General features: G+C 67.9%; 10 protein-coding genes. 7 read left to right on the top strand and 3 right to left on the bottom strand.

Going from position 1 to position 16,400, the window contains the following annotated elements; all coding sequences use genetic code 11:
* Positions 1 to 59: 59 nt before the first annotated feature.
* On the bottom strand, positions 60 to 1,556 hold the full coding sequence (locus tag RIE32_00930) for an AMP-binding protein (protein ID MEQ9094806.1): 1,497 nt from the start codon (positions 1,554 to 1,556) through the stop codon (positions 60 to 62).
* A 72-nt stretch (positions 1,557 to 1,628) separates the two neighbouring features.
* Between RIE32_00930 and RIE32_00925 the strand changes: the two genes are divergently transcribed.
* Positions 1,629 to 2,402, top strand: coding sequence for an SPOR domain-containing protein (locus RIE32_00925; GenBank protein MEQ9094805.1), 774 nt, complete (start codon positions 1,629 to 1,631; stop codon positions 2,400 to 2,402).
* A gap of 86 nt (positions 2,403 to 2,488) precedes the next feature.
* Here RIE32_00925 and RIE32_00920 read toward each other — a convergent pair whose 3' ends face one another.
* Positions 2,489 to 5,551 carry a GC-type dockerin domain-anchored protein gene (locus tag RIE32_00920; GenBank protein MEQ9094804.1) on the bottom strand — a complete coding sequence of 1,021 codons (3,063 nt, stop codon included), beginning with the start codon at positions 5,549 to 5,551 and terminating at the stop codon, positions 2,489 to 2,491.
* Between the two features lie 166 nt (positions 5,552 to 5,717).
* Entirely contained in the window at positions 5,718 to 7,241 is a 1,524-nt protein-coding gene (locus RIE32_00915; GenBank protein ID MEQ9094803.1) for a pyridoxal-dependent decarboxylase, read from the bottom strand.
* 85 nt (positions 7,242 to 7,326) lie between these two features.
* On the opposite strand from RIE32_00915, the gene RIE32_00910 reads away from it, so the two are divergent.
* The 6 genes from RIE32_00910 to RIE32_00885 all read left to right on the top strand — a co-directional run bounded on the left by RIE32_00910 (position 7,327) and on the right by RIE32_00885 (position 16,362).
* Positions 7,327 to 9,102, top strand: a complete 1,776-nt coding sequence (locus RIE32_00910; GenBank protein MEQ9094802.1) for an AbgT family transporter — start codon at positions 7,327 to 7,329, stop codon at positions 9,100 to 9,102.
* 9 nt (positions 9,103 to 9,111) lie between these two features.
* A complete protein-coding gene (locus RIE32_00905; protein ID MEQ9094801.1) occupies positions 9,112 to 10,020 on the top strand; it encodes a formimidoylglutamase in 909 nt (302 codons plus the stop codon).
* On the top strand, positions 10,017 to 11,261 hold the full coding sequence (hutI, locus tag RIE32_00900) for an imidazolonepropionase (GenBank protein ID MEQ9094800.1): 1,245 nt from the start codon (positions 10,017 to 10,019) through the stop codon (positions 11,259 to 11,261). Before RIE32_00905 ends, hutI begins: the two co-directional genes overlap by 4 nt.
* A 436-nt stretch (positions 11,262 to 11,697) precedes the next feature.
* Complete coding sequence (locus RIE32_00895; GenBank protein MEQ9094799.1) at positions 11,698 to 13,272, top strand: hypothetical protein; 1,575 nt, start codon at positions 11,698 to 11,700, stop codon at positions 13,270 to 13,272.
* Between the two features lie 207 nt (positions 13,273 to 13,479).
* Positions 13,480 to 14,205, top strand: a complete 726-nt coding sequence (locus RIE32_00890) for a hypothetical protein (protein ID MEQ9094798.1) — start codon at positions 13,480 to 13,482, stop codon at positions 14,203 to 14,205.
* Between the two features lie 183 nt (positions 14,206 to 14,388).
* Positions 14,389 to 16,362 (top strand): GC-type dockerin domain-anchored protein, encoded by a 1,974-nt coding sequence (locus RIE32_00885; GenBank protein MEQ9094797.1) that lies wholly within the window; start codon positions 14,389 to 14,391, stop codon positions 16,360 to 16,362.
* The last annotated feature ends 38 nt before the right edge of the window (positions 16,363 to 16,400 follow it).

Raw genomic sequence — 16,400 nt, 5'->3', positions numbered from 1 at the left:
TGATGTGGGAAATACCGGGAAAAACGAGCCCCGGGGGCGAGCCCGGGGTCCACTGCGAATCAGCTGGAAACCGTAGCCTCGAGTTCCCGCGCAAGCATGGCCTTGAGCTCTCGGCGCATGATCTTGCCCGTCGGGTTCCGCGGCAACGCCTCGATGACCCGGATCTCGCGCGGAACCTTGTAGCCCGCCAGCCGCTCCTTGCACCAGCCCTTCAGGGCCTTGGGGTCGGGCGAGGCGCCCTCCTCGGGCTCGACGAAGGCCACGATCTCCTCGCCGCGCGTGGGACACATCCGGCTCGTGACGCCCGAGGCCAGTACGTCGGGATGGTGATTGAGCACTTCCTCGATCTCTCGCGGGAAGACGTTCTCGCCGCCGACGATCATCATCTCCTTCAGCCGGCCCGTGATGAGCAGCCGCCCCACATCATCGACGTGGCCGATATCGCCCGTACGGAAGAAGCCCTCGCCGTCGAACACGCGTGCTGTTTCCTCTTCCTGCTTGAAGTAGCCCTTCATGACGTTGGGGCCGCGCACGCGGATTTCGCCGTCCTCGCCCGGCCGGAGCGTGCGCCCGCGCTCGACGCAGGTGATTCGCTGCTCGACCTCGGGCAGCGGAAGCCCCACGCAATGGGCCCGAAACTCCGAAGGCCGGCACCAGTGGGTCACCGGGCTGGTTTCCGTCAGTCCGTAACCCTCGTGGATGGCGATGCCGAACCGCTCCTGGAAGCGTCGGAAGATGTCTTCGGGCAGCGGTTCGCCGCCCGAGACCGCGTAGCGGATCTGCGAGAAGTCCTCCGGATCTGCACTCTTCACCGAGAGCAGCGCGCCATACATCGACGGAATGGCGACGAACACCGTGGGCCTGTGCTGCTTGAACAGACGCACGACCTGCTGGGGCACGAAGCGTGCCGTATACACCACGCGCTGCCCCAGCAGCAGCGGCAGCAGCGTCATCACCGTCAGCCCGAAGCTGTGGAACTGGGGCAAGACGCTCAGGAACGTGTGGTTGTCCCGCGTGAATTGCACGAAGTGATCGATCTGGCGGATGTTGCTCAGCAGGTTGCCATGCGTCAGCATGACACCCTTGGGCCGCCCGCTGGTGCCCGAGGTGTACAGAAGCACGGCGAGGTCGTCCATCTCGGAACGAGCGGGCCACCGCAACTCGGGCACGCCCTTGAAGTTCATCTCCTCGAGCTTGATCAGGTGCCGGCATCGCGGCTCGCAGCCCAGGAAGTCGAGCATCGGGCCCGCCGTCACGATCGTGTCGCAGCCACAGTGGTCGATGACGTACTGGAGTTCTTCCTTCTTCAGCAGGTAGTTCAGCGGCACCACGGTCTTTCCGAGCATCCAGCCGGCCAGGGCGGCGATGGGAAAGCCACCGCTGGTGGGCAACATCACGCCCACCGTGTCGGTCGTGCTGCGACGCTCGATCTCCGAAGCCACGAAGTAGCTGCCCGCCAGGATCTTCAGCCCCGAGTAGCTCGTGCGGTCGTCGACCACGAGCGTCTTGCGACCGTGGCGGATCAGGCTCCGAAGCAATGACCACTGGATGCTCAAGGTTCAGGCCCCCTGGTAACCTCTCGCGGCCGGATTCCTGCCCGGCGTCCGCGAGAGGCGAAGGATCGAGGTATGGTAGACCAATCACTAACAACCTCTGGGCGGGCCCGGTGGTTCACCCTGATCATCTTGCTCCTGGCTGCTGGGCCGCTCGGTGCGTGCGCCTCCTCGGGCGGCCAATCGGGCTATCGAGCGTCCTACGAGGCCGGCCAGTACTCCACTGCCCTGGCCCAGGCCCGCGCCACCGCCGGCCGACCCGGCGGAGACAGCGACGCGGCCCTGGTAGCGGGCCTGAGCGCCGAAGCCATGCGAGACGACGCCACCGCTCGCGCCTGGCTCGGGCCCATCGCCCGAGGATCGGGAGACCGGGCCGCCCGTGCCCAAGCCGGCCTGGCCCTCATCGAGCTTCGCACGGGCGATCCGCTCCAAGCCGCCCGCCAGCTCGAGGCCGCCGGCGCCCGGCTCACTGGAAACGATGCCCGCGAGGCCGCGCGCGTCGCGGCCGTTGCATACGACCGAGCCGGGCGCGCCGACGATGCCGAACGCATGCGCCGCCGGGCGGCGGGCATGTACGAACCGTCCGGCTCAGCCGGCGTCGCTTCGGTCTCGGGCGGCTACACGCTCCAGGTCGGCGCGTACAGCACACGCAGCCGCGCCGCACAGCGACTCACCGAGATCAGCTCGGCCACGCGCTCCAGCGGCCTGGGCGAGCCGCGCGTCGAGATCGCCACCCGAGACGGACGCGTGCTCTACCTCGTCCACGTCGGTCGCTTTCGGACCCAGAATGACGCCGAGCGCGCCCGACGCACGCTGGGCGTGCAGTCGATCGTGGCCGAAGCCATCTGACAAACGAGCCTGGCAATCAGTAATGGCAAACAGAAAAGCGGGGCCGCCTCGTGCACGACCCCGCTCCAGTCTGGATGCCGTGCCGCTTACGGGCAGTCGGCGGTGAAGATCTGGAATGCGTCCAGGCCCGCCTCGGTCACCGAATCATTGGGATTGTCCGTGGCCAGGAAGCGGAACCGCATCTGGCTGGTCACCGGCACGAAGTCGCTGATCGTCCAGATCTTGCGGATCCAGCCGATCGAGTCGCCCGTGCTCTCGATGGTCACCCAGTCCAGCCCGCCGTTGTTGGACACCTGCACGTCCATGGTGTCGATGTCCAGGTCGTCGTTGGTAAACCAACGGGCGTAGCTGAGCTGTGCATCGGGCGTGGCGCTCAGGTCGTACACCGGCGAGGTCAGGATCGTCGGCCCGCCGTCCACGTCGCTGTTGCCCGCCACGTTGTCGGTCACCCAGGCCTGGCCCGAGCCGTCGAAGTCGGTGGGCGGATCGCCGCGACCGCCCGCCGCCGGGACGCCGCGGTCCCACTGGCCGTCGGTCAGCTCGATGTTCTCCACCGTCCAGCCCACGGCCGTCTCGAAGTCCAGGTCGACGATGAAGGTCTGGTTGATCACCTGATACGTGAACACGTCGCTCGGAGCCGCCGGCGGGAACACCACCTCGCCGCTCACCGTGCCCTCGGCCGCCAGGTAGAACTCGGGGTTGTGGCCGCACGCCGCCGCCGGCACCGTCGCCTCGTACAGGTCGCCGCCCAGGCTCGTCAGCGGCGCATCGATGAACGACCCACCGCTCAGGCGATACCGCAGGACCTCCGAGCCGCCGACCATCGCCTCGCCGTCCTTGGCCTTGATCTCGACCTCGAACGTCACCGGCTCGCCGGGCGCCACGATGTCGGGCAACGCCGTCTCGATGTCGAAGTCGATGCCCAAGGGCGCGCGGTTGTTGTTCACGTAGATGTCGTCGAGCCCCAGCCGCCCCTGCCCCGAGCCAAAACTGGGACCAAAGTCGAAGCGAACGGCCTCGATGTTGGTCAGGTCGAGCCCGCTGCCGTTGACCAGGAAGTCGGCAAGGCGGATGCGGGTGGTCTCATACTCGTTCTGCCAGCCGGCGCCCGTGCCGGCGCCGCCTCGCTGGTATGGCTCCTCGACGCCGCCGCCGAAGACGCCCGTCTGGATCGAACTGCTGTTGCCGTCGCCGTCGCGCAGGCTCACGGTGAAGGTCAGGTCTCCAAGCTCGGCCACCGTCTGCGGGTGCCGCGTGCCCTGAGCGGCGCGGAAGCTCAGGAAGAAGTCGTCGCTGAAGTCGCGCTCGCTGGGGATGATGCCGAACTCGATGAAGCTGTCGCTCGTCCAGTCGAACACGACGCCCCGCGAATCATCGCCGCCCGTGGCGCGCGTCATACCGTTGCTGGGCTGGGTGCCCGTCCACGAGTAGGAGCCATCCGAGTCGCTCTGCAGCACTTCGGCCAGGTTGTTCACGGTGAACATCACCGGTCCGCCCGAACTGCTCTGGTCGACCGCCTCGTTAGTCTGGAAGTCATCGATGTAGAAGTCGTCTCCGTCGAGCGTCTCGCGATATTCACGCACCACGGTCGTGCTCTGGCTCACGCTCAGGCTCTCCAGGCTCTCGGCCTGACGCCACAGGTACTCGGTCGCCATCCGCCCGCCGATGCTCTCCTCAGCATGCAGCTTCGCGAGCACCAGGTAGACGGCCATCTGCACACGCTGGGCCTCGGCCCGACCGATCTCCGTGCCCGCCGGGCCGGTGAAGTCGTTGAAGCCGCAGCAGTTGAAGTCGTTGTGGTCGGCCCCGTGCAGGTACGTGCTGTAGCGGTTGCCCTCGGCTCGGTCGTGAATCGCGAACGAGCTCACGCCCGCCGAGGGAGCGCCCGAGATGTCGCCGTCGGCCGAGCCCCAAAGCAGGTGGAAGTTCACCAGCCCCGGCTCGGTGCTGCCCGCGCCGAGCGAGTTGTTGGGCGCGATGCTCGAGACCAGCGTAATGTCGTCGGCGTCGTAGTTCTGCGTGGTCACCAGCCCGTCGCGCACGCGGGTGTAGGCGCGGGCCACGCCCTCGCCGCCGCGGCTGTGGCCGATCCACATGATGCGGCTGGTGTCGATCTGGCCCTGCAGCACGCCCCCGCCGATGGTGTCCAGCGAGCCCAGGAACGCGTCGGTGTGCAGGTACGTCGTGGTGCTGGCCGTCTCGATGCCCGGCACCGTGTCGTTCTGGTTGCACATCACCACGAAGCCGTGGCTGGCAAGCTGCTGCTGCAGGAAGTCGTACCACCGATAATCGTGCCCGTTGCCGTGGCTGATCACCACCAGCGGCAGCGGCGGCAGGTCGGCGATGTTCTCGGGGTACACCGTCAACTGGCGGTTGCGCGTCGAGACGATGCCCGGCCAGCTCACCGCGTAGTCGAGCCCGGGCGCCGTCGCGTAGGGGCCGAGCTCGGTCAGGTTCTTGAAGATCGCAAAGCCGCCCAGATCGCCGCGCCCGTCGATCAGGTCGCCGTCGCCCAGCATCCCGTCGCCGTCGAGGTCGACAACCAGGTCGTACACGCCCGCGATGTCGTCGCCCGTCGGGCCGGCGAGCGTCGCGGAGTCATTGAGCGCGAACGTGTTGTCCTGGATCGTGCCCGCCACGAAGCCCGCCGATTGCGCAATGCCGCGCACGTCGGTCAGGCTCGGATCGGCGTCCCACTCGGCCCGGCTCTTGTTCGCCACGACGTAGACGTCGGCCGTCTGGCCCGCCACGCTGGGGAACAGGCCCGGATCGATCGCGATGTTCACGGTCGTGCCGGTGTTGTACGCGTCGACGTGGCTCGAGAACGGGTAGCCGCCGACGATCGTCGCGGCCAATTGGGTCTCGATCACGCCGCCCACCGGGCAACCCGCGTCGAACTGATTCTGGAATTCGAGGAAGTCAAAGAGCGTCAGCGAGCCGTCGCCGTCGAAATCGGCCGCGGGGTCACCCGCCGCGAAGAGGTTCTGGAACTCCAGGAAGTCGAAGATGGTCAACGCGCCGTCGCCATCGATGTCGGGCGGGCATTCGGGCGTGGCCGTCGCGGCGCCGGCCGCAAGGCCGAGCGCCATGCCGGCGGCAAGGAACAACTTCCACGGGCGCGCCGTCGGCGCGGTCGTCGTGCTGGGCATCAACTCATCTCCTCTGCTCTCGTCGGGATCGGTCGTGCACGCTGCGGGGAATGCGGGATTCCCACGCGTCCGTACCCCAGCATACAGCAACAACGCGGCCGGCGCAACAGCCCATCGACGCTTTTCGCGTGGTTATCACACGCGAACGCGCCATGCGAGGTCGATATCAGGGGGTTGGCCGGGTCTCGGCCTCGGCCAGCGGTCGCAGATCGAGGTCATGCCCCACCGCTTCGATCTCGTCGAGGATCAGCGCCAGTTCTGCCTCGGTCGCATGATCGTTTGCAGATACGTGCCTGAACGCTCGGACGCCGAACACCGGTGCATAGTTGGTCAGCACCCGCCCACGCAGCCGAACACGCTCACGCAGCACGTGCGTGCTCGCGTCCAGCGCCCGCAGCTTCTTCTCGGGGGGCAGCCCATCGAGCGACGGCGCGTGATAGACGAAGCAGGTATTGCAGCCGCCGCCGACCTCGTCGGGATCACTGAGCAACTCGAAGCGTTCGCGCTCTCGCACCAGCTCGCGCATCTTCGTGGCGAGTTCGAACTTGCGGTCCACGATCTTCGCCATCCCCGCGTCGCCGCGTGCCTTCCACGCCATCCATACCTTGAGCGCATCCACGCGTCGCCCGCACTGGATGCTCATCTCGCCGGTGTCCAGGTCGGGCGCGTCGTTGTCGGCGTGGTACAGGTACTCGGCGTGCACCGCGTTGCACTGGTGCAGCAGCCCGGGCTCGCGCACGATGATCACCGAGGCGCTCAGCGGCACGTTCAGCATCTTGTGCGCACACCACGTCAGCGAGTCCGCACGCGCCACGCCCTCGAGCAAGCCCTTGCGCTTCTCGCTCAGCAGCGCACTGCCGCCGTAGGCCCCATCCACGTGCAGCCACAGGCCTTCTCGCTCGGCGATGTCGGCAACCTGGGCAATCGGATCGAACGTGCCCAGCACCGTCGAGCCGGCCGTCGCCACCACCATCATCGGCTGGCGGCCCTCGGTCCGGGCCTTCTTCACCTCGTACGCGAGCGCATCGGGCCGCATCCGGCCGTAGCGGTCCTGGCCGATCTGCACGACGCCGTCGGTGCCCAGGCCCAGGATGACCGCCGCCCGCTCGACCGAGTAGTGCGACTCGGCCGACGTGAAGACGACGGGCTTGCTGTCCTGCAAGCCCCGGCTCTTCACCTTCGGAAGCGCCCGCTGGCGAGCCATCAGCATCGCCATGAGGTTCGAGAGGCTGCCCCCGGGCGTAAACAGTCCCTCGCAGCCGGTCCAGCCCGCGGCCCTGCCCATGCGGGCGATCACCTCGCGCTCCACGAGCGTCATCGCCGGCGCCACCTCATAGGTGTACATCGAGGCGTTCATCACCGCCGTCAGCCACTCACCCACGATGGCGACCGGGTCGAAGCCGCTGAAGAGCTGGTTCGAGAAGTTCGCGCTGCCCGTGCGGACCGACAGCTCCATCAGGTCGCGGGCCTGCTCCATCAGCTCGTCCACCGCCACCGCCGGCCCGTCGAGCTTCAGCGGCACCCGCTGGTGGATCGCACTGGGCGGGGGGTTCAGCGTGACGGGCGTGTCGGGGTCGTCGCTGCGACGCAGGTACTCGGCGGCCAGATCGGCGGCGGCGTGCAGGATCTCGCTCACGCGGTCCATGCTCTGGGCGGATGGCTGATCGACGGGCCGACGCTCGCTGGGCATACACGACTCCGGGGTTCTACGAATCAAGACGCTGCGCTGGCAGGAGTTTATTCGCCCGCCGATCCTCTTGGCGTACCCTGCGGGCATGCCCGAACCACCCGCCAGCCGGAACGGACGCCCCAGGAACCTGCTGGCCGCCCCCGGCCGGGCGTTCGCCACGTTCCTCCGCATCGTCGAGTGGTTGGGCAACTGCCTGCCCCACCCCGTCACGCTGTTCGCGTTGCTCGCCCTGGCCGTCGCCCTGGTCAGCGGCATCGCGGCGTGGGCCGGCTGGCAGGTCACGTTCGAGCGCCCCTTGCCCGGCGGGGGCGTCGAGGCCGAGACCATCGTGGCCACCAACATCATCTCCGGTGACGGCTTCCGCTGGCTCGTCCAGAACCTGGTCACCAACTTCACCAGCTTCGCCCCCCTGGGCACCGTGCTCGTCGCGCTGCTGGGCGTGGCGGTGGCCGAGCGCAGCGGCCTGCTGAGCGCCGTGATCCGAGCCATGGTGCTCGGGGCCCCGCCCAAGCTCGTCACGCTCGTCGTCGTCTTCGCCGGCGTGCAGAGCAACATCGCCAGCGAGATGGGCTACGTCGTGCTCATTCCCCTTGCCATGGTCGTCTTCCACTCGCTGGGTCGCCATCCATACGCCGGTCTCGCCGCCGCCTTTGCAGGCGTCAGCGGCGGCTACAGCGCCAACCTGCTGCTGGGCACCATCGACCCCCTGCTCGCCGGCATCACGCAGGAGGCCGCCCAGATCGTCGCCCCGGGCTACGAGGTCCACGCCGCGGTCAACCTGTTCTTCATGCAGGCAAGCGTGGGCATGGTCACCATCCTGGGCTGGGCCGTCACCACCTTCATCGTCGAGCCGCGCCTCGGGAAGTACAACCCCGCCAACGCCGACGAGTCCGTCGAGAAGGATCCGAGCCTCAGCAGGCTCACGCCCCAGGAGTGGCGCGGCCTCAGGCACGCCGCCGTCGCGGCCTTCGTGACCATCCTGGCGTTCGCCTACCTCGCCGGGCCGCTGTTGACGAAGAAGGTCGAGGTCCCCCCCACCGTCACCATCACCCAGTACGTGCAGGCCACGCCCGAGCAGCAGGCCGAGTTTGTGCAGCAGGCCGAGGGCCCGGTCGACAAGCGCGTCCTCCGCGTGCCCACGGGCTCGCCGGTGAACAAGCTCGACGCCCTGCCCGCCTACGGCGTCCTGCGCAACCAGGACACCGGCGGGCTCATGCCAAGCCCCTTCCTCAAGGGCGTCGTCGCCATGATCTTCGTCTTCTTCATCGTCCCCGGCTTCGTCTACGGACGGGCCGTGGGCACGATGAAGAACGACCGCGACATCATCGACGCGATGGCCCATGGCATGAGCACGCTGGGGCTGTACATCGTGCTGGTCTTCTTCGCCGCCCAGTTCGTGGCGATGTTCAACTACTCGGGCCTCGGCCGCATGCTCGCGGTCGTCGGCGCCGATGGCATCCGGGCCCTGGGCATCGACTCGCCCATCGTCTTCATCCCCTTCATCCTGATGTGCTGCTTCATCAACCTGATGCTGGGCAGCGCGAGCGCCCAGTGGGCCGCCACCGCGCCCATCTTCGTGCCCATGCTCATGGGCGTGGGCTATTCGCCCGAGGTCATCCAGGCCGCCTACCGCATCGGCGACAGCACGACCAACATCATCACGCCCATGATGAGCTACTTCGGCCTGATCCTGGCCGTCGCCGCCCGCTACGACAAGAAGCTGGGCATCGGCACGATGATCGCCACGATGCTGCCCTACTCGATCGCCTTCCTCATCGGCTGGATGATCCTGTTCTACGTCTGGGTGTTCGCCCTGGGTTGGCCGGTGGGCCCGGGGGCCGAGACGTACTTCACGCCGTAAGGAACGCCCATGGAAGTGCCCTACGCCACGCCACCGCATACGCCCATCGAGCGCACCAGCGGTCGCTTCTCGAACAACGTTCGTCCCATCGATCGCTTCGAGCCGCCGCGGAACAACCGGCAGGCCGTGGCCCTCCTGGGCATGCCCGACGACACGGGCATCGCGCTCAACAACGGCCGGCCCGGCGCGAAGGACGGCCCGGGCGCCATCCGCCGCGTGCTCACGAAGATGGGCGTCGATCGCCCGCAGTTCGACTGGCCGGTGGTGTACGACGCCGGCGACGTGCTGCCCGCGGGCGTGGGGGGCGACGACATCGACGAGACCCACCGCCGCGTGAGCGAGGCATCGGCTGCTCTGGCGAGCGCCGGGCTCTTCCCGATCGGCCTGGGCGGTGGTCACGACCTGACCTTCGCCTTCGTCCGCGGCGTGATCGACGGGCTGACCGACGATCAGAAGCCGAGGCAGGGTGTCTACCTGGACCCGCACCTGGACGTCCGCGAGACCACCGGCTCGGGCATGCCCTTCCGTCGACTGATCGAGGACTGCGGCGTCCGCTCGCTCGCGCTGGCAGGCTTCGACCCGCTCGCCAACAGCGTCGCGCACCTGGACTGGTTCTGGGAGCACGGCGGGGAACTGGTCGATCTGGACGCCCCGCCGCCCGACGCCCCCTTCTTCGCCAGCCTCGACATGGACGCCATCGACGCCGCCCACGCGCCGGGCGTGAGCGCGATGAACCCGTGCGGCCTGACGCCCCGCCAGGCCGTCGCGTGGGCGAAACGCATGGCCGCCTCGCCCCACGTCCGCTGCTTCGACGTCATGGAGCTCAGCCCGCCCAACGACGATCGCGATCGCACGGCCCGGCTTGCGGCCTACATCGTGCTGGCCATCATTGAGCAGCTTGAAGGCCGCCCCGCATGACTCCCCCCACCCTCATCGCCAACGCCCGCATCCTGACGCTGGATGAGCGCCTGGGCGAGGGCCCCCTCGGCCTCATCGAGCGCGGCTGGATCCGCTTCAAGAACGGCCGCGTCGACGAAGTTCGCGCCGGCGACCCGCCCGCCGGCGTCGACGCGCTGGACGCGAACGGCCGCGTCCTCATGCCCGCCTTCACCGATTGCCACACCCATGCCTGCTGGGCCGGCGACCGAACCGACGAGTGGGCCGCACGCCTGGCCGGGGCCTCGTACCTCGAACTGCTCGAGGCCGGCGGCGGCATCATGTCCACCGTCCGCGCCGTGCGCGCGGCCTCGCAAGGCGAGCTCACCGACCGGCTCCTCGAACGCCTGCACACCATGCTCTCGCTTGGCACGACCGCCGTCGAGGTGAAGTCTGGCTACGGCCTGCGCACGCAAGTCGAACTCAAGATGCTCCGCGCGATCCACGAAGCCAACGACCGCTTCCCCGGCACGGTGATCGCGACCGCCTGCATCGGCCACGCCCTCGACCCCGACGTTGATCGCGAACGCTTCATCCGCACCACCATCGACGAAACCCTCCCCGCCGTCACGAGCGAGTTTCCCGGCATCGCCATCGACGCCTACGCCGAGCCCGCCGCGTGGCATCTCGAAGAATGCCTCGAGCTGTTCGACAAGGCCCAGGCCGCCGGCCACCCCTGCCGCGTGCACGCCGACCAGTTCACGTCGATGGGCATGGTCGAGGCCGCCCTCGAACGCAACTTCCTGAGCGTCGACCACCTCGAGGCCAGTTCAACGGAGTTGCTCCAACGCGTCGCGCAGAGCGACACCCACGCCGTCGTCCTCCCGTGCAGCGGCTTCCATGTCGATCGCCGCTACGCCGACGCGCGAACGCTCCTCGACCACGGCGGCCGCGTGTGCATCGCCACGAACATGAACCCCGGCAGCGCCCCCTGCCCCAGCATCCCCATGGCCATCGCCCTCGCCTGCCGCTTCAACGGCCCCCCCGCCAACCCACCAGTCACGCCCGAAGAGGCCGTCCTCGCCACGACGCGCACGCCCGCCCGCATGCTCGGCCTGCACGATCGCGGCACCCTCACCCCGGGCTCGCAGGCCGACGCCATCCTCCTCGCCCACACCAACGAACGCGAGCTCGCCCACACCTTCGGCGCCAACCCCGTCGATCGGGTCTGGGTGGCGGGCGTGGAGCACGAAAAGGCCCGAGAACGGGCCGGCCAAACATGATTGGACCCGCGGCCGAACGACTCGGGAGCGGTCCTCGGTCGTTCGGAAGCCGTCCCGAATCGTTCGGGAGCCCTTCCGAATCGTTCAGGAGCGGCCCCGAGCCATTCAGGAGCCCTTCCCGGTCATCCGGAAAGGCTTCCGGGTTGTTCGGGAGCGGTCAAGAGTCATTGGGGAGCCCTTCCGAGTGTTCCGGGAGCGGTCCCGGGTCGTTCGGGAGCGCTGCTGGGTTACACGGAAGCGGTCCTCAGTCGTTCGCAAAGGGTCATATGTCGCTCCTCGCCGATCGGAAGCAGGCTCCGACCCTGCAACGACGACCAAACAACGCTCGTGAGCACTTCGGGTTGCTCGATCTTGACCTGCGTCGCCACTGCATGAAATGAGGCGTCTCAAGTCTGATGGTCCTGCCGCGATCCCCCCACCCTATCGTGACCCGATCATGGCAAATGAGCTTCCGCCGCCACCCGCCTTTGACTACCGAGCTGTGTCCGACAAGATCGCCGAGCTCTTGCAGCCCATCGATCTGAAGCACGCGCTCCTGACCTGCCGTCATGCGCAGGCCTTCTGGCAGGGCGAGCCCTGCGATGACTACATGCGGGGATTGCTGGAAGCCACAGAAGTGCCGGTACAGCCCATCTTCCACGGAGCGAACCTCGCTCGCGTCATCGTCCTGCATTGCGCGGAGCAAGGGGGCAGGCCAATGGACGGCGACACCCTCGTCCGCGTCGTGCGTTTGATCTGGGAGACCGAACAGCATCCCCCGGCGTCCGCGGAGTTGGCTTCTGGCGAGGCCGACCTGCTCGGCTTCATCATCCAGCTTGTCTCCGCCCAAACAGAGCGCGCGGACAACAAGAAACAAGCCATCGGCCTGGCCGCCGGGTTGTTCACCGACTCCATGCCGGTCGGCCCAGGCGAGACGCTCGACATCCCGGCGTGCCTCGACGCCGCCCTCGGCTTTCCCGCCATTGAGTACATGCGGGCGGGTCTGGTTTCGATGGCTCTCCAAGCCAAGCAGACGCCCGGGGGGATTGGCATGTCGGGCATCGTGAGAGAGGACTACGTCGACGGCCATCTGCACATGCTCGGCGAGAATATGGAACGCTACTGGCGGACTGTGACCCAGCGGCTGGCGTGCACACCGGAAGACTTCCGCGCGAAGGCCGAGGCAGAGATCAACGAACTCGGCGACGATCGCTACTGGCTCTACGCGTTCAACCCGCTCAAGGATCGCCCCTTCATCCAGGTCGGCGACCGCGAGTGGATCGCGCCGGTCCCCGATTACGTCGCCGCACGCATCACACGGAGCATGTGGCACGACGCGAATGCGGCAAGAGGCAAGGCCTTCCGAAGCGCCTTTGGGTTCCGCTTCCAAAACCTGGTGGGCCGGATTGCCACTGCGTCCATTGGACGGAAGCGAGTGATCCAGGAGCACGACCTGCCAGACAAGATTGGCCAGAAGATTGGCACGAAGAGCGCCGACGTGATCGTCACCGGCCCCGGATGCCACGCGCTCATCGAGTGCAAGGCGTTGCAGGCTAGCAAGCGCCTCTTGTCGCTCGGTCGAAAGAAGGACGTTGACTACATCGCAGAGCGACTTGCCGGCGCGATGGAGCAGGTGTGCCAGCACGCCGCATCGATCGGCCGGGGCGAGTGGGCCGCGTATGGCATCCCCGCAAAGCCGTGCGTGGGCATCGTCGTGAGCTTCGGGCAGGTGCTCGGGGTTCAGGGCACATTGCTCCGAGATCGCGTGGCCAAGCGGCTTGCCGAGAAGAAATGCACTCCGATTCCCTATCTCTTGCTCTCGGTCAACGAGTTCGACACGCTGCTTCGGTTGGCGGAGCGGCGATTCGATCTCGCGAAGGTTGTTCGGACGCTCAGCGAGGAGGAAGACGGCATGTTCCCCGGTCGGTACGGCAGGCACGTCGCGACAGACGGGATCAGCTCGACCGCTTCAATATGGGCCGATCCAATACTGGATTCTCTGTTGCCAGCGGCACATCGAGGCAATCGCTGAGCACGATCCGGGGCTCCAGACCCCCTCCACGCCACCCCATGGCCGATTTCCAACGATTTTCAGATTTTCCCGTTCACCAGCTGAAGTCGCCCCCCGAACCACTCGATACATCCCCTGCGGGCGGCACGATCGGCACGGAGCCGGCGGCCGACTCGGGACTTCCGCGGCGCTGCATGAGGCGGGCCGCGGGCATCGGAGCGACTCATTATGACAAACGGACGGATCCCCAAGGACGACGCCTCCTTCATCGACTGGTCCCGCATCCACGCCGACCTCTGGGCCGGCGGGGGCACGCCGCCGGTGATCGGTCTCGATAATCTTGAAATCGCCTCGTTCGAAGAAAAAACGGCCGCTGCAGAGGCGGCATACACCGCCATGCTCGCGGCACGCCAGGCATCTCGCGATGCGACTGCTCTCAAGGACGCGACCTTCGCCGCGCTGCGGGCCGAAGCGAGCGCCGACCTGGCGCGCATCGACGCGTTCGCCACCACCACGGGCGACCCGGGCGTCTACCCCAAGGCCGGCATCCCCGCCCCCAAGACCCCCAGCGAGCGCACCGCCCCGCCCGCGCCCACCGACCTGCGCACCACCGTCGACACCGACGGCTCGATCACCCTGAGCTTCAAGGCAACGACCGGCGGCGGCGCCACCTACCTCGTCCAGCGCCGCACGACGAGCACCGAGGGCCTCGAGTCGCCCTACGTCTTTCTGGGCTTCGCCGAGGACGACAAGACCTTCGTCGATAACGCCGTGCCCGAGGGCGTCCGCAGCGTGGGCTACCGCGTGGCCGCCCGCCTGAGCACCGGCCCCCAGAGCGGCTGGAGCGTCACGCGGACGGTGCCGTTTGGCAGCCAGAGCAACCAGGCGAGTTCGACCCAGACCGCCGGCAGCATCGAGCCGGTGAAGAGCGAAGACCAGAAGGACGCGGGCTGATCCAGTCGCCCCGGCGGCGGGCCCCAGCCAGTACCCAAAGAAATAGCCCACCCCGCGTGAGTACGCGGGGTTTTTCACGCTCCCCCCTCCCAGTCGGCGCGCGACCGTCATCCACGGCCGGCGGCAACGTGGCCGCGGCCGTGCGATGCTCCGGCGACACGCCGTCCAGAAGGAAGGTGCACCATGCAACCGCGCCCGAACGACGCCGTCTTTCCGCGCCCCGCACGCCTCATCGCAGGCCTGGCCGTGCTGGCCGGGTCGACGCTCTCGCTGGCCGACACCGACGTCACCGGCCAGGTCGACAAGAAGATGAAGCAGTGCCTGACCTTCACCGTCGACCGCGACAGCGAACTGGACACGCCCGTGCGAGACCTGCACTTCGCCCGCGGCGGCCTTCCCGAAGGCTTTGAAAACCTCGAGGTCGAGGTCAAGACCGAGGACGGCATGGAGCTGGACGGCTGGGTCGTCGACGTGCGCAACGGCAAGGTCAACGTCTACTCGCCCGACGGCGAGATCCCCACCGGCAAGACCACCATCAAGCTCACCATCGACAACAGCGGCGAGGGCGAGGACTACAAGTGGGGCACGAAGGCAAGCCAGAAGACCGAGCTCTACACCACCGAGGACGGCGACCACCTGACCTCCAACGACCAGTCAGAAGAGACGCTCACCGACCACGGCAAGGAGGGCCACCTGGCCGCCACCGTCTCGGCCGACCCGCCAACCCGCACGGGCGACGTGCTGCTCTCGCCGGCCACCGACCCGGCGTTCATCGAGCCCTTCGCCAGCGTGGCCTGCGCCTACACCGGCAGCGAGCCCTTCACCACCGCTCCCACGAGCTGGTGGCGCAGCTTCCCGCTCGCGGACATGGGCATCGTCGGCGGCTTCGTCGCCACCGAGGCCATCATTCCCGTGGAGGCCGCCGCCCACCCCGACGGCTCCCAGGCCGTCACAGTCCGGCTCTACCTCGACCGCGACGGCGGCGCCCCGGGCATCGACGACCTCGAACTGCTGGCCGCCGCGGGCGTGGCCGCCGACGACATGGAGCTGTCGACCATCAGCCTGCCCATCAGCGCCCGCCTGCCCGCCGGCGCGACGCTGGTGATGGAGGTCCAGTCCGACGACGGCTCGAGCCCGGGCGCCCCCGGCACGGCACTGGGCGGGCGGTTCTTCATTGGCGGCAACACGCTCGACCAGCCCACGCCCAGCTACTTCTCTTCGGGCCCCTGCGGCATCGAAGAACCCGTCGACATCCGGGACCTGGGCTTCGGCCTGAGCCTGGGCGTCCAGTTGCTTGGATACGAAGAGGCCGGCTGCTACCCCGACCTGGACGGCGACGGCGTCCTCACGCTGTTCGACTTCCTGGCCTTCCAGAACTTCTTCGACACGGGCGACCCGGCCGCCGATTGCGACGGCTCGGGCGAGCTGAACCTCTTCGACTTCCTCTGCTTTCAGAACGCCTTCGACGCCGGCTGCCCGGGCGCGGCCATCGCCATCGACGCCGTCGAGCCCGACGAGGCCAGGCCGGGCGAAGAGCTGAGCATCTTCGGCTCGGGCTTCGGTGAGTCCGCTGACGAGATCCGCGTCATGCTCGGCGCCGACGACGCCGGCCGCGGCGGGGTGGAGGCGGAGATCCTCCGCGTCTCGCCCACCGAGCTGCGCGTCCGCCTGCCCGAGACCGAGGGCGTGGGCAGCGGCGACGCGGTCGTAGTCTCCATCGGCGAAGCGATCGACCCGCCGCCCTTCACCAGCGACGTCTTCGACGACATGACCCTGGCGGCCTTCAACGTCAAGGCCGACGCCATGCGTCTGGGCGCCCTGTCGATCTTTTCCGACGTCGACCTGTCGACCGAGACGGTCAAGACCGGCGTGCCCCACTGCTGGAAGGTCAGCGGCCACGCCCAGCGCGGCGACACGCAGAAGGTCGTCGTCGTCATCACCAACCCCGACGGCTCCAAGACCACCCACACCCGCAAGGCAACCTACAAGGGCGACACCAGCGAAGAAGACACCGGCAACGACCTGGCCGACTGGCTCAACAACCTGCCGGGCGTCACCGCCAGCTACGACGCGGTCAAGAACAAGATCACCGTCTCGGCCGACAACGTCACGACGGTCACCATCACCACCACCGGCGGCAACCACACCATCGAGTAGCCACCGACGTCGTCGCCACGCCCGGCCGCCATGGCGTC

The sequence above is a fragment of the Phycisphaerales bacterium genome, assembly GCA_040221175.1.
Taxonomy (GTDB): domain Bacteria; phylum Planctomycetota; class Phycisphaerae; order Phycisphaerales; family UBA1924; genus JAHCJI01.
This window is presented reverse-complemented; position numbering and strand designations above follow the sequence as displayed.